The sequence below is a fragment of the Sorangium sp. So ce145 genome (assembly GCF_051525985.1).
Lineage (GTDB): Bacteria > Myxococcota_A > Polyangia > Polyangiales > Polyangiaceae > Sorangium > Sorangium cellulosum_B.
The window spans coordinates 8,154,423-8,177,582 of sequence record NZ_CP150315.1 but is presented as its reverse complement, the minus strand read 5'-3'; the positions used below and the strand labels follow the sequence as shown (position 1 = coordinate 8,177,582).

16 protein-coding genes are annotated in these 23,160 nt (G+C 72.7%); 8 read left to right on the top strand and 8 right to left on the bottom strand.

Annotated features, from left to right (window positions below; genetic code table 11):
* Nucleotides 1-27 precede the first annotated feature (27 nt).
* Nucleotides 28-432, bottom strand: a complete 405-nt coding sequence (locus WMF34_RS30115) for a PilZ domain-containing protein (RefSeq protein WP_012238482.1) — start codon at nucleotides 430-432, stop codon at nucleotides 28-30.
* 59 nt (nucleotides 433-491) lie between these two features.
* On the opposite strand from WMF34_RS30115, the gene WMF34_RS30110 reads away from it, so the two are divergent.
* From WMF34_RS30110 to WMF34_RS30100, 3 genes are all read left to right on the top strand, one after another.
* Nucleotides 492-2,240 (top strand): class I adenylate-forming enzyme family protein, encoded by a 1,749-nt coding sequence (locus tag WMF34_RS30110; protein WP_012238481.1) that lies wholly within the window; start codon nucleotides 492-494, stop codon nucleotides 2,238-2,240.
* 52 nt (nucleotides 2,241-2,292) lie between these two features.
* Nucleotides 2,293-3,393 (top strand): molecular chaperone DnaJ, encoded by a 1,101-nt coding sequence (gene dnaJ / locus WMF34_RS30105; protein ID WP_437989956.1) that lies wholly within the window; start codon nucleotides 2,293-2,295, stop codon nucleotides 3,391-3,393.
* Nucleotides 3,394-3,494: 101 nt separating this feature from the next.
* Nucleotides 3,495-4,340, top strand: coding sequence for a pyruvate, water dikinase regulatory protein (locus tag WMF34_RS30100; RefSeq protein ID WP_012238479.1), 846 nt, complete (start codon nucleotides 3,495-3,497; stop codon nucleotides 4,338-4,340).
* 19 nt (nucleotides 4,341-4,359) lie between these two features.
* Here WMF34_RS30100 and larE read toward each other — a convergent pair whose 3' ends face one another.
* Nucleotides 4,360-5,220, bottom strand: a complete 861-nt coding sequence (gene larE / locus WMF34_RS30095) for an ATP-dependent sacrificial sulfur transferase LarE (RefSeq protein ID WP_437989955.1) — start codon at nucleotides 5,218-5,220, stop codon at nucleotides 4,360-4,362.
* Nucleotides 5,221-5,320: 100 nt separating this feature from the next.
* Here larE and WMF34_RS30090 point away from each other — a divergent pair, with 100 nt between their 5' ends.
* Entirely contained in the window at nucleotides 5,321-6,145 is an 825-nt protein-coding gene (locus WMF34_RS30090) for an OmpA family protein (RefSeq protein ID WP_012238477.1), read from the top strand.
* A 43-nt stretch (nucleotides 6,146-6,188) separates the two neighbouring features.
* Here WMF34_RS30090 and WMF34_RS30085 read toward each other — a convergent pair whose 3' ends face one another.
* The gene (locus WMF34_RS30085) at nucleotides 6,189-8,633 is read right to left on the bottom strand and encodes a fused MFS/spermidine synthase (protein WP_437989954.1); all 2,445 of its coding nucleotides are present in this window, start codon (nucleotides 8,631-8,633) and stop codon (nucleotides 6,189-6,191) included.
* Between the two features lie 102 nt (nucleotides 8,634-8,735).
* Nucleotides 8,736-9,275, bottom strand: a complete 540-nt coding sequence (locus tag WMF34_RS30080) for a hypothetical protein (protein WP_012238475.1) — start codon at nucleotides 9,273-9,275, stop codon at nucleotides 8,736-8,738.
* Nucleotides 9,276-9,383: 108 nt separating this feature from the next.
* On the opposite strand from WMF34_RS30080, the gene WMF34_RS30075 reads away from it, so the two are divergent.
* Nucleotides 9,384-10,616, top strand: a complete 1,233-nt coding sequence (locus WMF34_RS30075) for a M14 family metallopeptidase (protein WP_012238474.1) — start codon at nucleotides 9,384-9,386, stop codon at nucleotides 10,614-10,616.
* Nucleotides 10,617-10,625: 9 nt separating this feature from the next.
* On the opposite strand, the gene WMF34_RS30070 is transcribed toward WMF34_RS30075, so the two are convergent.
* The 3 genes from WMF34_RS30070 to WMF34_RS30060 all read right to left on the bottom strand — a co-directional run bounded on the left by WMF34_RS30070 (nucleotide 10,626) and on the right by WMF34_RS30060 (nucleotide 17,830).
* On the bottom strand, nucleotides 10,626-11,825 hold the full coding sequence (locus WMF34_RS30070) for an MFS transporter (RefSeq protein WP_437989953.1): 1,200 nt from the start codon (nucleotides 11,823-11,825) through the stop codon (nucleotides 10,626-10,628).
* Nucleotides 11,826-12,007: 182 nt separating this feature from the next.
* Entirely contained in the window at nucleotides 12,008-12,598 is a 591-nt protein-coding gene (locus WMF34_RS30065; RefSeq protein ID WP_437989952.1) for an N-acetyltransferase family protein, read from the bottom strand.
* Nucleotides 12,599-12,847: 249 nt separating this feature from the next.
* Nucleotides 12,848-17,830 (bottom strand): hypothetical protein, encoded by a 4,983-nt coding sequence (locus tag WMF34_RS30060; RefSeq protein WP_437989951.1) that lies wholly within the window; start codon nucleotides 17,828-17,830, stop codon nucleotides 12,848-12,850.
* A gap of 510 nt (nucleotides 17,831-18,340) precedes the next feature.
* Here WMF34_RS30060 and WMF34_RS30055 point away from each other — a divergent pair.
* Entirely contained in the window at nucleotides 18,341-20,416 is a 2,076-nt protein-coding gene (locus WMF34_RS30055; protein WP_437989950.1) for a protein kinase domain-containing protein, read from the top strand.
* A 38-nt stretch (nucleotides 20,417-20,454) separates the two neighbouring features.
* Here the strand turns inward: WMF34_RS30055 and WMF34_RS30050 are convergent, their stop codons facing one another.
* Nucleotides 20,455-21,564 (bottom strand): THUMP domain-containing class I SAM-dependent RNA methyltransferase, encoded by a 1,110-nt coding sequence (locus tag WMF34_RS30050; protein WP_437989949.1) that lies wholly within the window; start codon nucleotides 21,562-21,564, stop codon nucleotides 20,455-20,457.
* A 322-nt stretch (nucleotides 21,565-21,886) separates the two neighbouring features.
* Here WMF34_RS30050 and WMF34_RS30045 point away from each other — a divergent pair, with 322 nt between their 5' ends.
* The gene (locus tag WMF34_RS30045) at nucleotides 21,887-22,216 is read left to right on the top strand and encodes an SPW repeat domain-containing protein (protein WP_437989948.1); all 330 of its coding nucleotides are present in this window, start codon (nucleotides 21,887-21,889) and stop codon (nucleotides 22,214-22,216) included.
* Nucleotides 22,217-22,399: 183 nt separating this feature from the next.
* Nucleotides 22,400-23,137 (top strand): pyridoxine 5'-phosphate synthase, encoded by a 738-nt coding sequence (locus WMF34_RS30040; protein WP_012238467.1) that lies wholly within the window; start codon nucleotides 22,400-22,402, stop codon nucleotides 23,135-23,137.
* Nucleotides 23,138-23,160: the final 23 nt, after the last annotated feature.

Sequence of the window (23,160 nt, the reverse complement as noted above, 5' to 3'; positions counted from 1 at the left end):
GGAGCGTGAGCGCACCCCTCGGAGGCGCTACCGCGAGCCGTCGCCGAGCTTGCGGCCGAGCAGCTTGGAGGCGAGCGTCTCGCCGAGCTCGCTCATCATGAGCTGCTCGACCACCGCGTCGGTGGCGGCGCGCTCGGCCTCGCTCGCGTACTGGAACTCGATCCCCATCCCCGCCGGAGCCGACTCCGTCGCCTCGGCGGTCGTGACGATCCACTTCACCCGCCCGCGAAGGCGGAGCGGCTCGGCCAGGTTCCGGATCGAGAGGGCGAACACAAACTCGGTGCCGATCGCGAGCGGGCGATCCGTCCGGATGAACGTCCCGCCTTTCGAGATGTTGCGCGTGTAGTCGGCGAAGAACGTGTTCAGCCGTTTGTACTCTACGCTCAGCTCGATCGCGGCGCGCTGGGCTGAGCGGCGGTCAGCTTCCGTCACGGGACCCACCCTACCACGGCGCATGCGGGCCAATGCGGGCCAGAGTAAAGTTGCAGGCCATGCGACTCGGAGGGGTCAGGGCCGCGCTGGCGAGCGGGCGAGGCACGATCGACGCGACGCTCGCCGCCGGGCGAGCGGTGACGCAGGCGGGGCTGCTCGCCGCGCTGCGTTGGCCGGGGCTCAAGGTGCTCGCGCGCGAGCTCGCGCGAGGCAAGGCGAACCCGTCGCTCTTGTTCCGTTTCCACGCCGAGAACAGCCCGCACCGGATCGCGGTGATCGAGCCGCTGAGCCTCGCGCCCCGCGCGGCGGAGCGAGGCGCGGGGCCCCCGGCCGAGGATCGGGTCTACTCCTTCTTCGCGCTGAACGAGGCCATCGATCGGCTGGGCTACGCGCTCGACCGGCGCGGCGTCGGCCCGGGCGTCACCGTGCTGCTCGCGCTCAAGAACCGCCCCGAGTTCCTGATGTGCCAGGTCGCGCTGGCCCGCGTCGGCGCGTCCGTGGTGGCGGCCTCGTGGCGATCGACCCCCGCGGAGCTCGCCTACCTCGCCGGCCACTCCGGGGCGCGCATGCTCCTGTTCGACTCCGACATCGCCGGCGTGATCCGCGAGGCCGCGCCGCGGCTCGAGGGGATCCCGCCCGAGGAGATGATCGCGATCGGCGAGCGCGCCCCGGGCTTCTCGCACCTCGACGACCTCCTCGCCGCGTTCGACGATCTCGCCGCCGAGCGGGGCGCCTCGCCGGATCGGAGCGAGCGCGCCGCGGTGGTGATGTACACGTCCGGCACCACCGGCAAGCCCAAGGGCGCGGTGCGCGGCTTCGGCGGCGGCATCGTCCTGCCGGCGCTCGGGGCCATCGGCGCGACCCCGATGCGCGCGGGGGACGTGCACCTCGCCGTGTGCCCGCTCTACCACCTCACGGCGCTCGGCTTCGTCAACCTGTCGCTCATCGTCGGCGCCACGATCGTGATCCTCCCGGAGTTCCAGCCCGAGCTCTTCCTCGAGGCGATCCAGCGGTACCGCGTGACCACCACGGCGGTCGTCCCGACGATGCTCCACCGCGTCCTCGAGCTCGGCGAGGCGCGGCTCAGCGCCTACGACACGTCGTCGCTCACCGCGATCTTCGTGGGCGGCGCGCCGCTCTCGCCGGCGCTCGCGGCGGAGGTGATGGCGGCGTTCGGCGACCGGCTCTTCAACTTCTACGGCGCGACCGAGACGGGCATCGTGACGATCGCGGGCCCGGAGGATCTGCGCGCCTCGCCGGGCACCATCGGGCGCCCCGTCGCCGGCAGCGAGCTGCTGCTCCTGCGCGAGGACGGGACGCCGTGCCAGGACGGCGAGGTGGGCGAGCTTTACGTGAGGAGCTCGTTGCTGGTCTCCGGCTACCACAGGGATCCCGGCGCCACGCGCGAGTCGACGCGCGGCGGCTACTTCTCCGTCGGTGACCTCGCCCGCCGCGACGCGCGCGGCTGCTACCACCTCGAGGGCCGCAAGCGGGAGCTCATCATCTCGGGGGGCGTGAACGTGTACCCCGCCGAGGTGGAGGCGGTCCTCCACGACCACCCGGCGGTCGCCGAGGCCGCGGTGGTGGGCGTCCCGGATCGCGCCTTCGGGGAGCGCGTGCGCGCGGTCGTCGCCCTGCGCCCCGGCGCGACCGCGAGCGAGGGCGACATCCGGGCGCACTGCCGCGCGCGGCTCGCGGGCCCGAAGGTCCCGCGCGAGGTCGTCTTCGTCGACGCGCTGCCGCGCAACCCGACGGGCAAGGTGATGAAGCGCGAACTCGCCGGGCCCGAAGGGAAATCAGCGGATTAGGCGGCCCGGTAGCCGCTGTCCCGGGAGGGCGATCGATGCTATTTCGCACGTCGTGCGGGATCCGTACGAAGTATTGGGCGTCGAGCGTTCCTCGACGCAGGATGAAATCAAGAGCGCCTTCCGGCGGCTCGCCGGCCAGCACCATCCCGACAAGAACCCGGGGGATCAGGGCGCGCACGTCCGCTTCAAGGAGCTGAACGCGGCCTACCAGATCCTGAGCGATCCGCAGAAGCGCGCGGCGTTCGATCGGTTCGGCCCCGCCGCCGTCGGCGCCTCCGCCGGCTCGGGGGTCCCGGGCGTGCCCTTCGACATGCAGGACCTCAACCTGGACGCCATCTTCGGCGATCTCCTCGGCGCCCTGGGCATCCGGGTCGGCGACCGCGGGACGCTCCAGAAGGAGGTGCGGATCACCTTCGAGGAGGCGGCGTTCGGCTGCACGAAGGAGATCACCTACGATCGCGTCGAGCCGTGCGGCGACTGCGCCGGCTCGGGCTCGGCGCCGGGCGCGTCGACCGAGCGCTGCTCGGCGTGCTCGGGCCGCGGCCGCGTCCGGATGCAGCAGGGGATGTTCCCCATCGCGATCGAGCGACCCTGCGGGCGGTGCCGCGGCACGGGGCGGATCGTGACCGACCCGTGCAAGACGTGCCGCGGCGCCGGCCTCGCGGCGAAGCAGAAGACCATCGAGGTGACGATCCCTCCGGGCGTGGAGAACGGCGCGACGCGGCTCGTGGAGCGCGGCGGCAACGCCGTCCGCTCCGACCGGGGGCCGGGCGATCTGGAGCTCACCATCCGCGTGTCGCCGCACGAGCTCTTCCGCCGCGTCGGCGACGACGTGGTGTGCTCCGTGCCGATCTCGTTCGCGCGCGCGGCGCTCGGCGGCGAGCTGGAGATCCCGACGCTGGACGGGAAGGGCCGGCTCCGCATTCCCCCGGGCACGCAGCCCGGCGCGGTGCTCCGGATCAAGGGCAAGGGCATACCGCGTCGCGTCGTGGGCGGGCGCGGCGACCAGCTCGTCGAGGTGAGCGTCGAGGTGCCGACGCAGCTCACCGCGACGCAGCGGGAGCTCATCGCGCAGCTGGCGAAGGAGCTCGGCGAGAACGTGCAGCCTCAGCAGGCCACCTTCATGGAGAAGCTGAAGGGGCTGTTTGGTTGACCTGGCGCGCGGCCGCGCGCGATCCTCCGCGCTCTGCTGAACGCCGAGGCACGAGCCCTGCCTCGAGCGCCTGAGCCGAAATGGCGACGGAGGCATCGGACATGGACAAGGCGAAGTTCATCGACGTCCTGAGCGACTCCACCGGAGAGACGGCGGAGAAGGCCGTGCGCGCAGCGCTCCTCCAGTACCCGGACGCGGGGGTGCAGATCCGCCTCCACACCCGGGTGCGCACGCCGGAGGTCGCGCGGCCGGTGCTCGAGCGCGCGGCCCAGGAGGGCGCGCTCGTCGTGTTCACGGTGGTGAGCCCCGAGCTGCGCGAGTTCGTTCACGCGTCCACCGCCGAGCTCAACATCGAGGCGATCGATCTGATCGGCTCGCTCATCGTCCGGCTCGGCACCTTCCTCGACCGGGAGCCGATCAACCTGCCGAGCGCGATGCTCCCGCTGAGCGAGGAGTACTTCCGGCGCATCGAGGCGGTGGAGTTCGCGGTGAAGAGCGACGACGGGAAGGAGCCGCGGAACTTCAAGAGGGCCGACATCGTCCTCGTCGGCGTCTCGCGCACGTCGAAGACGCCGCTGTCGACGCTGCTCGCGCAGCGCGGCCTCAAGGTCGCGAACCTGCCCCTGGTGCTCGGCGTCCCGCCGCCGCTCGAGCTGATGGAGGCCCCCCAGGATCGGGTCGTCGGGCTGACCATCGGGATCGATCAGCTCTGCGAGATCCGGCAGGCGCGGCTGCGCCAGCTCGGGATGCCCTCCGAGACCAACTACGCGATGCGCGAGCACGTCCGGCAGGAGCTCGATTTCGCGAACCGCCTCTTCGCCGCGCACCCGGAGTGGCCGGTGGTCGACGTCACCAAGCGCGCCATCGAGGAGACGGCGGTGATCATCCTCGAGCACCTGAAGGAGCGCGACGAGCGCGCCAAGGTCGTGCGCTCCTCGCTCGTGTGAGGCAGCGGCTCCAGCGAGATCAGCTCACGATCTTGAGGGCGCGGCCGACGAGGACCTCGTTGTGGCTGCCGGTCCTGTACCCGCCGAGATCGAGCGTCACGTACCGGAAGCCGTGCCGCTTGCCGGCGGCCACGATCTCGGCGCGCACCGGCGGCTCGGCGGCGCGCGCGAGCTCGCCCGCGTCGAGCTCGATGCGCGCGAGGTCGTCGTGGTAGCGGACGCGGACCTGGCGGAACCCGAGGCCGCGCAGCGCCGCCTCGAAGCCGCCGATCTGCGCGAGCCGCTCGCGCGTGACGCTGGTCCCGTAAGGGATCCGGCTGGAGAGGCAGGCCGCGGCCGGCTTGTCCCAGATGGGCAGGCCGACGCGCGCCGCGCCGGCGCGCACGTCGGCCTTGCTGAAGCCGAGCTCGACGAGGGGGCTCAGCACGCCCGCCTCCCGCGCCGCCTCCAGCCCGGGGCGGTAGTCGCCGAGGTCGTCGGTGTTGGTGCCGTTCACGATCGCCGCGAGCGCCCACTCGGATCGCTTTCGCGCGGCGATCCGGTAGAGCTCGCTCTTGCAGTGGAAGCAGCGATCCGGGTTGTTCGCGACGTAGCGCGGATCGTCGATCTCGGACGACTCGACGAGCCGGTGGTCGGCGCCGATCAGCCGGGCGATCGAGGTGGCCTCTTCCTTCTCGGCCGGCGCGAGGCTCGGCGAGACCGCGGTCATCCCGACGGCCCTCGGGCCGATCTCCTGGTGCGCGACCGCGAGGACGAAGGCGCTGTCGACCCCGCCGGAGTAGCAGACGAGGACCGAGTCGAGCTCCCGGAGCCGGGCGCGCAGCCCGGCGAGCTTGGGATCGATGGGCGAGCCCTCGGGCGTGGACGGCAGCGCGGACATGGCGATCCTCTTACCATAAGCCGCGTTCCGCGCCGGTCGGCCCGGCGTCCGCCAGGTTACTTGCGGTCCTAGCGCCGGTTCTGACACCCTGCAGGGCGACATGGACCCGAAGAGGAAGCAGGCCGCCCGCACCTCCCTGCCGTTCGCGCTCGCGGCGGCGCTCGCGGCCGCCGCGCTCGCCGGCCAGGGGTGCAGCGACAACCGGCTGCCGCCGCGGGAGCTGCCGCGCGCCGAGGAGCAGCGGGCGCTCCCGCGATGGTACCCGGAGAAGCCGTGGTCGGAGCAGGGCGGGGAGAGCCAGGTCTACATCGAGGGCAAGATCGTCTTCGACACGAGCAAAGCGACGATCCGGCCGGGCAGTGAGAAGACGCTGGAGACGCTGCTCCAGTTCATCAAGGAGCACCCCGAGGTGACGCGGCTGCGGATCGAGGGGCACACGGACGCGCAGTCGAGCGAGGAGCACAACCAGGCGCTCAGCGCGCGGCGCGCCCTCGCGGTCGCCGACTGGCTGGTCGATCACGAGGTCGCGAGCGACCGGCTGATCGCCGTGGGCTTCGGCGAGTCGCGCCCGCTCGGGCCGAACGAGATCGCGGCAGGCCGCAGCGAGAACCGCCGGGTCGAGTTCCACGTGGCCGAGGTGAACGGGCGCCCCTTCCTGGGGCAGGATCCGTACAGGGGCGGCCTGGCGCTGGAGGTGCTGAGCCTCGAGCAGCGCAAGCAGCGCGCGGAGCAGGCCGCGCAGCTCAAGGCGCCCCCGCCCCGCAAGGGCTTCGTGGCGACCGGCGACGAGATCAAGCCGGTGCAGGTCAAGCCGCGGGCCACGTCGGAGGCGCAGGAGGGCGAGCCCCCCGCGCCGAGCGCGCCGGCCAAGGAGAGCGCGCCGCCACGGGACGGCGGTGGCGCGGCGCCCGCGGGCGGGGGCTGAGCGACCTCAGGGCGCGGCGCCCGCGGGCGGGGGCTGAGCGACCTCAGGGCGCGAGGTGCCGCGCGCGCGGCGCCCGCGTCCGGTACCGCTCGAGGAGCGCGAGCGTCGCGTCGAGCGACGCGCCGTACGGGAGCACGTTCCCCTTCGGCGTGGCGTACTCGAGGTAGAGGTTGTCGTCCGTGGACAGGATCGGGCCGCCGTCCTCGGCCGCGTCGGCGACGAGGCGGTCGAGATCGTCGCCCGAGGCGACGAGGGCGTCGAGGAGGTCCTCGAGCCGCGCGCCGGCGAGCGTCGCCTGGAGCGACGGGCGCGCGTCGAGCTCGGCGAGGCGCGCCCCCGAGGCGATGAGCGGCGCGCCGCTCGCGACGAGGATGCCCTGCGCGCCGCCCACGAACAGCGCGACGTGCGGGAACGCGCTGCGCATCGTCCTCACCACGACGGCGAGCTCGCGCCGCCGGATGTGGTGGAGCTGCACCCACTGCTGCAGGACGCCGCCCTCGGTGAGCCGGGACCGGGCGAGCTCGTAGAACTCGTGGCTGTAGAGGCTCGCGGCGCCCGCGAACCAGACGCTGGTGAGCTCGATGGCGATGAGATCGTAGCGGCCCGGGGCGGCGACGAGCAGCTCGTTCCTGCCGTCGTTGAGCGAGAGGCGGACGCGGGGATCGTCGAGCGCGCGGAGGCTCGGGCCGGCGAAGAAGCGCCGAGACGCCTCGACGATCGCGGGCGAGATCTCGGCGACGTCGATGCGCTCGAAGGGGTAGGCCGCGATGGTGCCGGTCGTCGTGCCGGTGCCCAGGCCGATGACGAGCGCGGCGCGCGTGTCGCGGAGGAAGAGCGAGGGGAAGTGCGCGAACCGCCGCTGCGCCGTCATCTCGGGGCCGTCGTCGCCCTGGAACTTGCCGTTCGTGTACATGGTCGTGACGCCGGCGAGGTGCGCGACCGTGGTGACGCCGCCGTGCACGTCCTCGCGCACGAAGTCGATGCGCTCGGGGCGCGGCCCCATGGCGAAATAGACGTTCGCGCCGCTCGTGAGGCGGGCCATGTCCCAGCGGGGCGCGAGCACGGCGAGCGCCCCGGCCGCCGCGGCCAGCGCGAGGGCGCGGGGGAGCTCCGCCCCGGCGCGCGCGGCGGCGAGGACGGCCGTGAGGGCGAAGGCGAGCGCGATCGTCAGGAGCGCGCGCTCCGAGCCGAGCGCGGGCAGGATGAGGTAACCGGTGACGATGGATCCGGCGATCGTGCCCAGGGTGTTCGCGGAGGTCAGCCTGCCGACGCGCGCGGCGACGTCCGCGTGCGCGGCGGCGCGCGCGAGGAGCAGGGGGAAGGTGGTGCCCATGCACAGCGTGGGCAGCGCGAGGATCGCGAGGGCGGCGAGCGCGCGGCACGCCTCGCGGCCGGCCCACCCGTCGACGTGCTTGCCCGCGAAGGCGAAGAGCCGGGGGAGCTGGTCCCAGAGCGGGACGGTGGCGGCGAGGGAGAGCGCGGCGGCGGCGAGCCCCCGGGAGAGCGCGCCCTCGCCGTGGCGGCGCGCGAGGGCAGGCGAGCGCGCCGCGCCGGCCGCGAGGCAGACGAGGAAGACGGCGAGCATCAGCCCGAAGGCGTAGGCGCTGTTGCCGATGAGCAGCGCGAGCAGGTGGGTCTGGACCACCTCGGCGGCGAAGACCAGGAAGCCCGACGCGAACGCGAGCAGGAGCAGGAACGGCGGCTCGGCCCGGCCGGCGGCCGCGGGGGGCGGAGCGTCCGCGGTGCGGGCCTCGGGGGAGCGCGCGTCGGGGGCCTCGGGGGAGCGCGCGTCGGGGGCCTCGGGGGAGCGCGCGTCGGGGGCGGCGGCAGCAGGCGCCGGGCCGCGCAGCCCGGCGGAGATCGCGACGACGCCGAGGACGAGGTTGGCGATCGCCGCGGACCAGAGCGCGCCTCGGATGCCGAGGTGCGGGAGGACCACGTAGGCGCCGGAGAGCGCGCCGGCCGCGCCGCCCGCCGTGTTGATGGCGTAGAGCGAGGCGAGGCGGCGCGCGGCGTCGTGCTCGGCGGGGGGCGCACCGCCGCCCGGCGCGTTGCCGGCGCGGAGGATGCGCGAGAGCACCGGGAGCGTGGCGCCCATCGCGACCGTGGGGACGACGACAACGAGCGCGGTCAGCGCGGCGCGCGCCGCGGTGAGCAGCGCGAGCGAGTCGGGCGCTGCGCGGGCGACGGCGACGTAGGCCGAGGTCAGCGCCTCGAACAGGAACGGCGAGACGGCGCAGATCGCGCCGACGATCGCCTCGAGCGCGCCGTAGACGACGAGCGGGCGGCGCGCGGACGCGGCGTGGCGCCCGCCGAGGTGCGCGCCGAGGGCGAGGCCGCCCATGAAGGCGGCGAGGACCGTGCTCACGGCATACGCGGTGGCGCCGAAGACGTAGGCGAGCAGCTTGGAGAAGGCGACCTCGTAGAGGAGGCCGGTCGCGCCAGAGACGAAGAACAGGGCGGCCACGAGCGGGAAGCGGGAGCGCACGGGCGCGCACGCTAGTACAGGCGCCCGACGAGCAGGCACCTCAGAGCGCCGAGGACGACATCCTCGGCAGGCGGCCGAGGGCGGGCGCGACGCGCCGCCCCGTCACCAGCCGAGCCGCTGCAGCCGCTCTCTGGCCCCCTTCACCCCGAAGATCGTCTCTTCGCCGGGCGGCACCACGGGCGCGAGCAGCACCGCCGCGAGCACCGCGGTGACGACCAGGGGCGCTCGCGCGTCGTCGCCGGCGATCAGCGGCTCTCGCACCTGCCAGACCCGCCGCGCCCGCGCGAGCAGCGCGTCGAACCCGCGGCCGCCGATCGCCCGCACCCCCGCCGCGGCGGTCGCGCGCACGAGCGGCGCGCGATCGAGCGGCACTGTCATGACGAGCACGCGGCTCGGCGTGCGCGGCGTCGAGGAGGTGCGCGCGACGTCCACCTCGACGGCGTCGGCCATCGGCGTGGTCCCCGACGGGTACGCCTTCTTCTGCACGAGCGTGAGCTCCGCTCCGAAGAAGACGCGCGCCTGATGTGCCCAGCGGTGCTCGTCGATCCGCGCTTCGGGCTCCGGCGACAGCAGCGACCACCCCTGGCTCGGAGGCAGCAGCTCGATACGTCCTTCCGCCCACCCGCTGCCGTCGAATTCCATACGCGTGCCCGCTGCCACGGTAATCCCTGGTTTGACCTGGTCCGGATCGCACGAATGCGCGGCCGGTGGTCTATAGTTGGTGCCATCTAGGGTAAAGGTGAGCCCTGCATGCCGAAGTCCGATCAGGCGTCGGAAGAGCAAGGCCGGGCTGCCCTGAGGGCGGCCCTCTTTGTACACCGACGCGCGCCGCTCTCCCGTCTGCTCGCTCGCCGCGGGCTCGGTCCCTACCGCGGGTACGGCGAGCTCCTGGAGGCGATCGAGCGGCTCGCCGACCGCGGGGCGCAGGTCACGCTGATCGGGCGCTCGATCCGGGGCGAGCCGCTGCTCGCCGTTCACCTAGGCGCAGCCAGCCTGGCCGCTGCGCGCGGCGAGAAGCAAGCCGCGGGCCTCCTGACGCCGGCCGCCCAGGGAGGACGGAGCGTTGCGAACGGCGTCTCGCTCCGTCCGCTCGGTAGCACGCCGGATGGCACGCCAGATGCCGATGGCAGCCGCGCGCCGGGCGGCGCGGACGACCCGGCGCCGGGCGACGCCGTCCTCGCTCAGCTGGCCGAGCGCGCCGAGCGCGCCAGCCTGCGCCCCTCGACGGGAGCCGGCTCGCGCGAGCGCGTGCGGACGACGGTGATCCTGTCCGGGATCCACCCCCTCGAGTGGATCGGCATCGAGGCCCACCTCGCGCTGCTCGATCGCCTCGCGACCCAGGACCTCGGGGGCCGGTCGATCCTCGCCGTCCCGATCGTGAACCCGGATGGGCTCCTCCGCGTCGAGATGAACCTCCGCGCCGGGCGACACCGGTACGTGCGGGGCAATGCCCGGGGCGTCGACCTGAACCGGAACTTCGACGCGGGATGGTACGAGCGCGGCCTCATCCAGCGCTTCATCGGGCTCCTCTTCTCGCCTGGCAGCCGCCCCGCCAGCGAGCCGGAGGTGGAGGCCATCGCGCACGCGCTGTCGTCGCGCCGGATCGACCGCGCCCTGTCGCTGCACAGCGCCGGCGGCGCCGTGCTGTACCCGCCGGCGCACAGCCTCTGGCCCGTGGCCGACGCCGCCGAGCACCGCGCCTTCGCGCAGCGCGTCGCGCGCGCGGCGGACCGCAGGCCGTACCGCGCCATGTCCTACGTCCGCTTCGCCTGGGGCGTCCGCAAGGCGGGCCTGGAGATCGACTGGCTCCACGATCGCCACGGGGCGCTGTCGCTCCTCGTGGAGTGCTCGCGCGGCAAGCTCGGCCTCCGGCCGTCGCGCCTCGTCGAGCCGTTCGCCTGGCACAACCCCCGGCGGCTCGACGACGCCACGCCGCCGCTCGTCGACGCCCTGCTGCCCTTCGTGAAGGGCGCGCGCGCCTGAGCAGGCCGCTCAGAGCTCGACCGGCTCGCCGACGGGGATCTTCTGCAGGCCGAGGAGGACGCCGACGGCGGCGAAGCTCGCCGCCATCAGGCCGTACGCCGCGAGCGCCCGGTGCTCGATCAGCCAGCCGGCGCCGATGGGGCCGATGATCTGCGAGATGCTCGCCAGCGACTGGCTCACGCCGAGCGCCGCGCCCTGCTCGTCGCGGCCGACGCTCTTCGTGAGGAGCGTGGTGATGGCCGGCCGCACCACCGCCGCGCCGAACGCCGCGATCCCCACGAGCGTGAGCAGCACGGGCAGGGTGTACGCGACGCCGAGCAGGCCGTAGCCGACCACCATCGCGCCGAAGCCGAGCAGCGCGAGCCGCTCCTCGCCGTACCGCTTCGCCAGCCGGCCGATCAGGCCGCCCTGGATGCTGCCGCCGATGAGCCCGGAGAAGGCGTAGAGGTAGCCCGTCTCCTTGACGCCGAACGCGAAGCGCCGCTCGAGGAAGAGCGCAAGGCCGCCGATGAGCGTCGAGAAGGAGAGGGAGAAGGCGAAGAACTCGAGCAGCCGGCGGCGCGGGAGCGGCCGGTCGAAGTACCGCCGGAAGGCGTCTCCGCGGCCGAGCGACGCCGGCCGGGCGGCCGCGGCGCTCGACCCGTCCTGGGCCGCCGGCAAGGGCGGCTTCGCCGGGAGCAGCGTGGCCGTGAGGAGGACCGAAAGGAGCGACAGCGCCGCCGCGCCGTACGCTGGCGCGCCGTAGCCGAAGCGGCTCGCGAGCTCCCCCGTGATGGCCGGGCCGAGCAGGAACCCGGAGCCGAAGGCGATGCCGATCAGGCCGAACGCCTTGGTGCGCTCCTCGGGCCGGGTCACGTCGCTGATGTACGCCTGCGCGATCGTCAGGTTCCCGGCCGTGAGCCCGTCGATGATCCTCCCGAGGAACAGCATCCAGAGCGAGCTCGCCGAGCCGAGCACCAGGAACCCGAGGAACGTGCCGGTCTGGCTCGCGAGCAGCGTCGGTTTGCGGCCCACCCGGTCCGAGATCCGGCCGAGGATCGGCCCGGAGACGAGCTGACAGACCGCGTAGCTCGCCGCGAGCACGCCGACCACGAGCTCGCTGGCGCCGAAGTGCTCTGCGTAGAACGGGAGGAGGGGGAGAACGAGCGTGAGGCCGAGGACGTCGACGAAGACGGTAAGGAAGATCGGCAGGAGCGGCGAGCGGAGCATGGTGGCTTTCGGTGGCGATGGACTGCGGTGACGGCCGCCGGCGATGGCCGGGCCTCCGGCGCCTGGACGGCGCTGTCCTCATGACGCATCTGCGCCGCGGCGGGTACCCTCCAGCGCGCGTCCAGCGCTCGTGCGGGGCACGGCCGGGCCGCGGGCGGGCCCGGGGACGCCCGCGCCGCGGCTCAGCGCTCCGACGCGGCGGCAGCGCGCGGGTCGGGAGAGCGGAGCGCGAGGGTCATCTGGATGTCATCCAGGATGGCGCCGTCGACCCGGAACGCGTCCTCCCGGGTGCCGATCGGGACGAACCCCATCCCCGCGTAGAGCCGCCTGGCGCGCTCGTTGTTGGCGAAGACGCCGAGATCGAGGTACTCGAGGCCCGCCTCGTCGCGGGCCCACGCGATCGCGGTCTCGAGCAGGCGCCGGCCGTGGCCCTGCCCGGTGTGGGGGCCGAGGATGCCCATCGCGACGACGGCCCGGTGGCCCTCGGACCAGAAGCGGCCGCCGCGGAGCTCGATGTGCCCGATGATGCGCGCCCGCGGCTCGCTCGACCGGAGCAGCCAGGCCCGCCCCCAGAGCGGCTCGTCGAGCCCCTTGCCCCAGCGGTCGCGCGCGCTGTGCTCGACCTCGTCGGGGGCGAGCGACGTCGCGATGGCGAAATGGGGCACTCCGCGCCGGCCGGACTCGGCGACGTGCTCGATGAGGTAGGCCGCGAAGGCCCGCGCGTCCGAGCGGTGGGCCGGGGCGATGGCGTGGAGGGCGGGGGAAGGGATCATGCCGCGGCGCGCGCAGCGCCACGGCGAGCGTAGTGCCGCCCTGGCGCCCGCGCGACCTCCAACGGCAGCAGGGCGGGCTCGGCCAGGCGATCTCGGGCCGGCGGAGCGCGGACGGCCGGGCGCCGCGCAGGGCGTCACCAACGTGAACGTTTACGTGGTCGTGAACGTGAACGTTCGGATGTAGGAGAACGCGGCGTGAAGCTTGGTTGACGCTTGTGAGGGGGAGCGCGGGGCCCCGGCGCGGGGAGATCAGTCGAGGAAGATGCCCAGCTGCTCCGGGTCCGCGAGGCCGAACTGGGCCATCATCTTGAGCAGGTAGTCAGGCACCGACTTGTAGCCCTTCAGCTCGTACGCGTAGTGGTTCTTGTAGATGGTGAGCTGGGTGCAGTTCTCGTTGATGTTCTGATCGCACGCCGGCACCTCCTTGAGCGGGCCGACCGCGGGCACGTCCTTGATCGCCGGGTCCGGGATGATGATCGCGGCGCCGTCCGGGTGGTACGTGATCATCGCGCGACCGTACTTGTTGAAGCCGGGGCCGTAGTCGGCGACGTACGCGGGATCCGCGGGGATGCTGTCCGCCGGGTTGCCCGGCTGCGCCTCGTGCCGCGTGTCGAGCTGGTAGCCCTTCGCGGTGAGGGCGTTGGCGTACTCGAGCACGCGGGCCGCGATGCCCTTCTGCACCCACCTGCCGCCGGAGTCCTCGCAGGCCGCCCTGTTCTTGCCGGCCCCGAAGAGGCACTCCATGCCGTACGTGCGGGCGTAGTAGACCTGCCCGGACGTCGGATCCTGCCACTCGATGCGCTGCTCGAAGCCCGGGTCCGCGTCGCTGCCGAGCCGGTAGACGCGCATCATGTCGAGCCAGTTCGTCTTGCCGTTCGCGGGGATGTTCGCGAGCGTCCACGCGATCAGGAACTTCTGCACCTCCCAGCCGATCTGCGGATCGACCGCGATGGTCCGGTCCACGACCGCCGGGTCGAAGCCGCCGCCGGTGTGGTTCGTGCAGAGGTTCTTCCCGTCGGTCGGGAAGCAGATCTTCGGCCCCTCGTTCGGCCACCAGCTGACCCAGCCCATCGGCCGCGCCGGGAACTCCTTCGCCAGCGGGTCGGGATCCTTGCTCGCCTTGTCGAGCACCGGGAAGCCGTCCTCGCCGGCCTCGAGGCGAGGCGCGAGGAGCGAGCGGTCGCCGGTGAGGGCGTTGGCGAGCACGCGGCGGTAGCCCTCGGGCAGCACGTCGGCCATGCCGACCGCGCGGAAGCGGGCGTCGTAGAAGTCGCGGCGGGACTGGCTCACGAACCGGTCCTCCGACTCGGAGAGCAGGATGGCCGTGTTGATCTTGTCGTAGTAGCTGCCCGCGTTGGACGTGTAGTCGCTGTTGAAGTCGCCGTTGTCCTCCGAGTTCCTGTTCTCGAGCGGGCGACCGCCGAACCCGATGTCCTTCAGGTAGCCGGTCGAGCCGTTCGGGATCTGGACCAGCACCGGGCTGTTGGTCGTGCCGCCGAAGGAGCCGAAGTCCTCGCCGGCGCCGTAGTCGTCGCCGTCGAGGTTCGAGCGGAGGACCGGGTCGTTGAACAGCGGATCGCGCAGGTAGTGCGGCCCTTCCTCCGGGCGGGCGAGCAGCCTGGTGAACTGATCGAAGGCCACCGTCGCGGCCACGACGTTCTCCTGGAGGCCGCCTTCGATGAGGAGCGGCCACAGCGTGTCGAACGACAGGCCCTGGTTCGTCGCGAGATCCTGGTAGATCGTCCCGAAGAACCCGATGCCGCCGGCGATGCCGAGCATCTTCTCGTTGTAGCGGCCGTAGGACCTGTCCGCCGCGGCGCGGACGTTGAACGTCGTGAGGTTGCGCCGGAAGTTGTCGAAGATGTGCCTGTTCTCCTGGGTGGTGATCAGGAACATCAGCTGCTCGTACGGGTCGGCGCCGTTGTCGTGACGGAAGACCGAGACGTTGCCGAGGTCGGCCCAGTTGTCGGTCGCGAACGCGTACGGCACGCGGACGCGGCTCTGGGCGTCGACCGCCGGACCGCCGCGGAAGGCGCCGAGCGCGGTCTCGTTGTCCTGCGGCATGCGCAGCTGCTTCCAGCCGACGTAGTCGACCGGCTGCTGGCGGCAGCGCTTCGTCTCCTCGCCGACCGTGACGATGCCGCCGTCGAGGAGCGGGTGCCACTTGCCGTCGAGCTGCTCGTTCCACGCCGCGGGCGGGGTCGCCTCCACGTCGTAGCAGTCGCGGATGACCTCGTACTGCGATTGCAGCTGGGAGTAGTGGAAGTCGTTGACGCTGGGCGCGTTCGTGGCGTTGCCCTTCGCGAACATGCCGTACTTGATGCCGGCCAGCCCGCCGAAGTTGTCCGCGGCGGCGAGGAGCCCGCCGCCGATCCTGCCGCCGGCGAGGTAGTTGCGCTCGCCGTTGTCGTAGACGCTCACGGTGTCGCCGTAGAAGAAGCGCGCGGCCGCGAAGTCGTAGACGCCCAGGCCGACCAGGTCCTGCGAGACGTCGCCCGGGTAGTCCATGACCGTGGAGTGCTGGAACATCCAGATCATGTTCTTCTGCTCTTCGTCCGTGATCGCGTCGAAGTAGCGGGGGCCGACGCACTCCTCCGGGCTCTCGCCCGCCTCACCGGCGCACGCCGCCTTGACCTTTCCGTTCTTCGTCCTGAGCTGCCAGTACTGGGGCCGGAAGAAGAGCGAGGCGTAGCTGCTCACGAAGTTGTGCCGGAGGCCGACGGAGTGCCCCATCTCGTGCGCGATGACCGCGTACTGGTAACGGCGCTGGATGTACTTGAACATCTTCTCGTAGCGCCCCCGCTTCTCGTCGGCCGTCTCCTCGTCGCCGACGGGGAACTTCTCGCGGAGCGCCTCCGCGAGGCCCGTCATCGCCGTGGCCTCGGGGGCCTCGTGCAGGATGCAGGCGCCGCGCTCGGCGAGCGCGTTGTCGTGCATGTGCCGGAGCTGCGAGTGCAGCTTCGGGTTGTTCATCGCGAACGGCGACGCCGCGTCCGCGAGCGGGCCCTCGATGGGCAGGCCGGCGGGGACGCCCGCGCGCTTCAGCATCGCCGGGTTCATGAGCTCCGACTCGGCGAGGCTGCCCCGGGCGGCCTTCATGCGGGCGCCCACGACCGCCTGCTGCGGGGAGGGGATGTCGCCCCGCACCGCGATGTCGGCGACCTTCGCCTTCATCGGCTCGATGAGCGCCTTGAGCTGCGGGGAGACGCCCTGCGCGACGAGGCTCTCGTACGCCTCGGGGTCGAGCTTCGTGGCGCTCGCGAGCCGCGACGTGACCTCGCGCTTCGTCATCGTGGGCCCCTGGCCGCCGCCGGAGATGCGGCTCGCCTGGGCCCAGTCGCGGATGTACTTGCCGTCGGTGATCTCGGAGGTCGGGATCTCGCCGTTGATGTAGCGGACGATGTCGACCAGCTGCTGCGCCGCGGAGTCGGTGACGTGGCTCCAGATGTTGATGCTGGCGGCCACCTTCTCGCCGGTGAGCGGGTCGTCCGCGTCGGCCATGATGCCCCAGGGCGACGGCTTCTGCGGCTTGTCGACGATGAGCACGCTGTTGTAGCGGAGATCGCCGAGCCGCGGGGCGACGCGCTCCTCGAGGGGAACGCTCGTGTCGCCGCAGGCGGGGTGATCGCCCTCGATGATGGGGTTGTGGCAGAGCACGATCACGGACGGCTGCGTGACGACGCCTCCGATCGCGAGCGTCGCCTGGTCGCCGCCGCGCCGCTGAGAGAGCTGCTCCACGGCCTGCCTGGCCTGGTCGTCGCACGCCGGCGCGTCCCAGCCCTGCTCGCGGCGGCACGCGTTCAGCTTGCGCGTGAGCGCGACGGCCTCGTCGATGTCGTCCTGCTGGCCCTTCCACATCGGGAACTTCGCGTCGCAGTCCTCGCCGCCCGTCTTCCGGCACTCGACGAGGCGCGAGGTCTGGATCGCGGTCTTCATCGCGAGATCCCACTCCTCGGCGGCCCACTGGGTCGCCTCGAAGATGTCCTCCGACGTGTCGCCGCCGACGTACCAGGGGATGACGACGGCCTCGCGATCCGCGTAAGGCAGCGTGCACTTCTGCTTGTACACGTCGCACTGCGAGCCCGCGCCGGCCGCCGCGCACGCGTCCGCGGTGCCGTCATTGTCCTTGTCGAGGTTCGGATCGGCGTTCACGTCGCCGCCCGGGGCCGTCTCCCGGGTCGCGCAGGCGATCGCGCCCTCCATCGTCTCGGGGTTGTCGTAGAAGTGGCTGCGCTTCCAGAGGTTGTAGCGGGACGCGAAGCGCCGCCACTGGTTGTCCACGATGCCGTAATTGCGCTCGTAGCCGTAGCGGGAATCGGCGGTGAAGATGCCGAACGCCTGGAACCTCACGCCGTCGAAGTCGACCGGCTCGTAGTCGTTGTCGACCACCTTCTTGAACGACTGTCGGATCGTGATCTCGACCGGGTTGCAGTTGCCGTACGGGTCGGTGCCGCCGGCGAAATCGCCCGGGAGCATGCAGGCCGGGAACTTGTCGATGCCCCAGCCGAGGCTCGAGAGGTCGAGCAGGACGGGCGTGGCGAACGCCTTCGTCGTGACGTCGAAGTAGCCGTCCTCCACGTCGAACCGCGGGGCGTCGGCGGACGCGGGATCGCTGACGTAATAGGCGAGCGGCTCGTACTCGACACCTCCGTAGATGCCGAGCTGCGACAGGGTGTCGAAGTTGTAGGCGTCGGTGGCGAGGTTGCGGGACCAGTCGACGCGGAAGTACTCGCGCTCGTACCAGAGCCGGTCGCTCGTGTTCTCGACGATGACGTTGGACTCCTCGCCGGTCGACGGGTTGTAGTCGCGGACGATGTCGAAATGCGACTCGATCGCGTAGCTCGCGACGATCTGGCCGTCGTTCGTCGTCTTCTTGGCGAGCCCGTTGTAGGTGTTGCCCTTGCCGTCGGTCCCCTCGATGCGCTCGTAGGCGAGCCGGGCGTTGAGCTGACGCTCGGTGATCTCCCACTTGATCCGGGAGACGGGCTGGGCGTAGGTCGACGTGAAGAGGCCATCTTGGGCGGCGCCGTACCCGACGTCGACGACCGTACCCCGCATGTAGAACTCGGGGTCATCGACGATGTCCTTCAGGTCCTTTCCAGCGAAGAAGGACTTGGCGAGCGCATCGCTCTGCACCCTTCTGATGGACGGCCGCTCCTCGGCGCAGCCCGCCCCCACGACGGTCAGCGCGACGGTGCCGAGGAGCACCGCACGCCTAAAAATTCGATTCATCAACGATCCTCCGGAAGCTGCCTGTCGAGATCGACGCACAAGCTCACCCTTCACGGCGCACAGGGCGCAGCGCGAGGCAGTCCCCCAAGGCAAGAACGTTGCCAACGCTCGCCGACGCTCGAACGCGAGCTCTTTCGATGAGTTAAGCACCTGTCGCACATGCGCATCGGGGGTGGCGTTAAAGAGTTAACTGTTGCCGGACGAGCTTGCGACCGGCGCCCGTCTCCGGGGTGACGGCGGTCGGAGCGGTGCTCGGGACGGTCGACGGCGCGGGCGCGTGGGCGCGCGCCCGCGCGCCGCCGGGGGCCGACAAGTCGTCGGCTGTCGAGTTCTTTGGTATGGTCGCCGCGTGCACTCTCCCTCGCATCGGACGCGCGGGTCGCGCGGGCGCGCGGACAGCCATGGGCGCAGCGCTCTCCTGCGCGAGGGGCACGGCCGCCCTGGGGCGGGCATGCGGCGCGGCCGCCCGGAAGCGGGCGAGCGGGGCAGACGCCGGCAGGTGCCGGGCGCATGAGGCATGAGGCGCTCCTCGGCCGCAAGGTGGCCGGGCGGTTCACGATCACCCGCTTCCTCGGCGAGGGCGGCATGGCCAGCGTCTTCATCGCCGAGCGCGACGCCGAGCCCCGCCGGGTGGCGATCAAGATCATGAACCCGGAGTTCACCGGGGACCGCGCGTTCATCCGGCGCTTCCAGCGCGAGGCGAAGGCCGCGGCGCGGGTGAAGCACCCGAACTCCGTCAAGATCTTCGAGTACGGGGTCGAGGGCGCCCTCAGCTACATCGTGATGGAGCTGCTCTCGGGGGACGACCTCTACGTCCTCCTCGAGCGCCACGGCGCGATCGGCCAGGCGCGGGCGGTCCGCATCCTCTCGGAGGTGTGCGAGGCGCTCGCGGTCGCCCACGAGATGGGCGTCGTGCACCGCGATCTGAAGCCCGAGAACGTCATGGTGGTCCCCGATCCCATGCACCCTCACGGCGAGCGGGTGAAGGTGCTCGATTTCGGGATCGCCAAGATCCTCGACACCGGCTCGTCCGGCGAGGAGGCCGAGCTCCTCGCCGACCCGCTGTCCGTCGTGACGCGCGCGGGCACGTTCGTCGGCACGCCGGCCTACATGGCTCCGGAGCAGTGCGGGCTGCTGCCGGTGGATCAGCGGGCCGACCTGTACACCTGCGGGGTCCTCTTGTTCCAGCTCGTCACGGGGCGGCTGCCGTTCGAGGGCGAGACACCGCTCCACACGGCGACGCTCCACATCCATGCGCCGGTGCCGGCGCCGAGCAGCTGCGCGCCCGGGATCCACCCGCGCCTCGAGGCGCTGATCGTGAAGGCGCTCGCCAAGGATCCGGCGGACAGGTACCAGACGGCGCGCGAGCTCGGGTACACGCTGCACTGCCTGCTGGCCGAGCTGCCCGACACGGCCGTGGGGCTCGGGCCGATCTCGCGCCGGCAGCCGAGCTCGCTGTTCTCGCGGGACGCGTCGCTGCAGCGGGGGCCGATGTCGCTCCCGCCGCTGACGTCGCTGCCGAGCTCGACGTCGGCGCCGATCTCCGGCCAGGCGCCCAGGGCGGAGCTCTCGATCGAGTCGGCCCGGACGCTCGTCTCCGGGGGAGCTAACGCCGAGGTCGCGCATCCGCCCCCGGTGGTGCTTCACCACGCGCCGCCCCCCTCGGAGCTCCCTCAGACGCTCGATCCGCAGGCGGTCGCGCCGGGGGCGGGCGCCGAGCCGCAGCGCTGGGCCGGGGAGTCGGTGCCGGAGATCTCGCTGCAGCTCCCGTCCTGGTCCCACGGCCCCAGCGAGGCGCTGCTCTCGGGGAACGGCCTGGCCGAGCCTGGCGCGTACGACGACGCGAGCGGGGACGACGACAGCACGCTCACCATGGTCCGCCGCGACGAGCTCCTCGGTCCGGCGAGGGTGCGAGTCCACACGGCGGCCTACGACGAGGGCGACGAGCTCGACATCACCCCTCCTGGCCGCGAGGTGAAGGCGACGCTCCGCTCCGCCGAGGACTTCGGGCTGGGCACGCCCGAGAAGCGGGCCGAGGTCGGCCTGGTGCGCGTCGATTCCGCGCCGGTCCCGGCGACGCCGCAGAGCCCGCTCGACGGGGCGGCGGCGGGGGTGTGGGACAGGAGATCGCCGCGCGCCACCAACACGCTCCGGCTGGTCTCGTCCCACCCGCCGGCCGAGAGCCAGATGCCCACGGTCACGCCCGGCGAGCTCCAGGCGGCGAGCCCGCAGGGGTTCGGGGCGATCGGGTTCGGCGCGGCGAGCGCGGAGACCGTCGGGGACTCCGCGGCGGTCGTGCGGAGAGCGCCGGCCGCGGCCGACAGCGCCTCGCCGGCGGCCCCGGCGGCGTCGGTGCCGTTCGAGCTCGCCGCGACCATCGCGGAGCAGCGCACGGCGCTGGAGCGCCGCGCGACGATGCCCGATCACGTCGTCGTGCCCCAGCCGCCGCCCGCGCCTGCGCCGGCGCCTCCGCAGCCGCGGGAGCCGAGCTGGCTCGCCGGCAAGCGGGGGCTCATCATCGGCTTCGTCGCCGGGATGCTCCTGACGGCGCTGGCGATGTTCCTTGTGATGCGCCTGCTCTCCTGACGTCTCGCACGCGCCCTCTCCGGACGCCGCGCGCCGCTTCAGGGGATGTCGTAGGTCAGCAGCCGGCACTCGATCGGGCCGTTGAACACGACGAGCGACCGCTCCGGCCTCCTGCGCATGGCGTGCTCGATGTCCTCGGTGCCGGCGAGGATGGCGACGCGGTGGCCCGCGAGCCGCGACAGCGCCGCCGCCATGTCGCGGTAGAGGGCCAGCGTCCCCGGCAGGCGCTCGCCGTACGGCGGGTTGGTCAGGACGTGGCCCGGCGGCGCGGTCGGGGCGAGCGCGGTGATGGACTGACAGCGGACCTCGATCTGCACGCCGGCCATCCGGGCGTTGCCGCGGGTGATCTCGGCGGCGCGGGGGTCGATGTCGGCGGCGACGATCGCGGGGCCCTCGGGCCGGATCCGCGCGCGGGCGGCGTCGCGGAGCTCGGTCGTGCGCCGCGCGGCGGCCTGATCGTGGCACGCCCACCGCTCGAAGCCGAAGCGCTGCGCGCGCAGGCCGGGGGCGATGTCCCGCGCCCAGAGCGCGGCCTCGAGGGCGATGGTGCCGGCGCCGCACATCGGGTCGACGAACGGGCGGGCGCGGTCCCAGCCGGAGAGGCGGAGCAGCGCGGCGGCGAGCGTCTCCTTGAGCGGCGCGCCGCCGATGTGCGTGCGGTAGCCGCGGCGGTGGAGCGCGGCGCCGCCGAGATCGGCGTAGAGCGTGGCGCGGTCGCGGACGAGGTGGAGGAAGAGGGCGAGATCCGGATCGTCGAGGTCGACCGACGGGCGGGCGCCGACGCGGCGCCGGATCTGGTCGACGATGGCGTCCTTGGTCCGCTGCGCGATGAACTGGGTGTGGGTCAGCGCGCTCGAGCGGCAGGAGGCGCGGACGGCGAGCGTGTGGACCGGGCTCAGGTAAGGGGCCCAGTCGACGCGCGAGACGCCCTCGTAGAGCGCGTCCCCGCTGGGCGCGTCGAAGGAGGCGAGCTCGACGAGCACGCGCACGGCGGTGCGGAGCTCGATGCACGCGCGGAAGCCCTCGTCCGGCGGGCCGCAGAAGTGGACGCCGCCGCGATCCGCGCGGACGCCGCGGAACCGGTGCTCGCGGAGCTCGTCGCGGAGGGCGGGCTCGGTTCCTTTGGCGGCGGTCGCGAAGAAGTCCATGGCGACGGGGCTTCTAGCCGAATCGCCGCGCGGCGGCCCTCATGAACGCGGCCTCTGGCCGCGCGGCCGCTCCCGGGGCGAGGCGCGTGGCACTGGATTCGCACGGCGTTCGCTGAGCTCTGGGGTGTGTGGACCGGGCGCAGGGACGCCGGCGCTCGGCAGGTGGGGTGAGCGGGCTCCGCGGTCGGCGGGCCGAGGCCGCTCGGGGGCAAAACGCCTGGCCCGAGGCCGCGGCGAGCGGGCAGAGCGAGGGAGCCGGGCGTCGCGCGGCGGAGGCGCCGGCACGGCGATCCGCGAGGGAGGGAGGCCAATGGAGCATCGGATGGCGGCTTTGCGTGGCATCAACATCGCGCTCGGGATCTGGCTCTTGATCTCCGCGTTCCTCTGGCGCCACGGCCGGGACGAGTTCACCAACACCTGGGTGGTGGGCGCGCTGTGCGTCGTCTTCGCCCTGATCGCGCTCTGGGTGCCGAGGGCGCGTTACGCCACCGCGATCCTGGCGGTGTGGCTCTTCGTCAGCGCCTGGACGATACCGGCGCTGCTGATGGCGACGGTGTGGAACAACGCGCTCGTCGCCGTCGGCATCCTCGTCGTGTCGCTCCTCGCGACCGACGTCGCGGTGCGGGGCTCGCGGGCCGCGCGGCGCGTGTAGGCGCCGAACGGCCGCGCCGCCGCGGCCGGAGGGCCGGCCCGGGGGCGCCGACGGCGCTCTCCCAGCCGCGCGCTCGGGGCGCGCTCCCGGCCGCGCGCCGGCGCGCGGCGTGTTCGCCTCGCGGCGTCGATCGTGTATAGCGGCGTCGCGAGCGCCGCGCACGAGCCGGCGAGAGGATGTCCCATGAAGCTCAGCGTCAACGTGAACAAGATCGCGCTCCTGCGGAACTCGCGGGGACACGATGCCCCGAATGTCCTCTCCTTCGCCCGGAAGATCGTGGACTACGGAGCCCACGGCATCACCATCCATCCGAGGGCGGACCGGCGGCACATCACGCCGGACGACGCGCGGGCGGTGACTCGCCACATCACCACGGTGGAGACGAACTTCGAGGGTGATCTCCGCGAGGAGTTCCTGGACCTCACGCTCGAGCTCAGGCCGACGCAGTGCACGCTGGTCCCGGTCACGCCGGGCGAGCTCACCTCGCACCGCGGCTGGGACGTCGCGAAATGGCGCTTCGTCCTCCAGCCCGTGGTGAAGCGGCTCAAGGAGGAGGGGATCCGGACAAGCCTCTTCGTCGAGGCCGACCCGGCGGTGGTGCCCCTGGTCGCGGAGATGGGGGCCGATCGCATCGAGATCTACACCGGTCCTTACGCCCAGGCGTTCGATCGCGGCGAGCACCGCGCGGAGCTCGACAAGATCGTCGCGACCGTGAGGGCCGCCGTGGCGGCCGGGGTCGGGATCAACGCGGGGCACGACCTCACCGTGGAGAACCTCGCGCCGCTCGTCCGCGAGGCGCCGCAGATTCAAGAGGTGTCGATCGGACACCACCTCGTGGCGCATGCGCTCGAGGTCGGGATGAAGCAGTCGGTGCGCGACTACCTCGCGGCGGTCGAGGGGCGCCCCGCGCCGGCGCCGTAGCGGGGCGGGGGGCCGGCCGAGCG

Bases quoted from the DNA above. Each gene is read 5' to 3' on its own strand.
- WMF34_RS30110 (WP_012238481.1), top strand. From the start codon at position 492: ATGCGACTCGGAGGGGTCAGGGCCGCGCTGGCGAGCGGGCGAGGCACG.
- WMF34_RS30100 (WP_012238479.1), top strand. From the start codon at position 3,495: ATGGACAAGGCGAAGTTCATCGACGTCCTGAGCGACTCCACCGGAGAG.
- larE (WP_437989955.1), bottom strand. From the start codon at position 5,220: ATGTCCGCGCTGCCGTCCACGCCCGAGGGCTCGCCCATCGATCCCAAG.
- WMF34_RS30090 (WP_012238477.1), top strand. From the start codon at position 5,321: ATGGACCCGAAGAGGAAGCAGGCCGCCCGCACCTCCCTGCCGTTCGCG.
- WMF34_RS30080 (WP_012238475.1), bottom strand. From the start codon at position 9,275: ATGGAATTCGACGGCAGCGGGTGGGCGGAAGGACGTATCGAGCTGCTG.
- WMF34_RS30075 (WP_012238474.1), top strand. From the start codon at position 9,384: ATGCCGAAGTCCGATCAGGCGTCGGAAGAGCAAGGCCGGGCTGCCCTG.
- WMF34_RS30070 (WP_437989953.1), bottom strand. From the start codon at position 11,825: ATGCTCCGCTCGCCGCTCCTGCCGATCTTCCTTACCGTCTTCGTCGAC.
- WMF34_RS30065 (WP_437989952.1), bottom strand. From the start codon at position 12,598: ATGATCCCTTCCCCCGCCCTCCACGCCATCGCCCCGGCCCACCGCTCG.
- WMF34_RS30060 (WP_437989951.1), bottom strand. From the start codon at position 17,830: ATGAATCGAATTTTTAGGCGTGCGGTGCTCCTCGGCACCGTCGCGCTG.
- WMF34_RS30055 (WP_437989950.1), top strand. From the start codon at position 18,341: ATGAGGCATGAGGCGCTCCTCGGCCGCAAGGTGGCCGGGCGGTTCACG.
- WMF34_RS30050 (WP_437989949.1), bottom strand. From the start codon at position 21,564: ATGGACTTCTTCGCGACCGCCGCCAAAGGAACCGAGCCCGCCCTCCGC.
- WMF34_RS30045 (WP_437989948.1), top strand. From the start codon at position 21,887: ATGGCGGCTTTGCGTGGCATCAACATCGCGCTCGGGATCTGGCTCTTG.
- WMF34_RS30040 (WP_012238467.1), top strand. From the start codon at position 22,400: ATGAAGCTCAGCGTCAACGTGAACAAGATCGCGCTCCTGCGGAACTCG.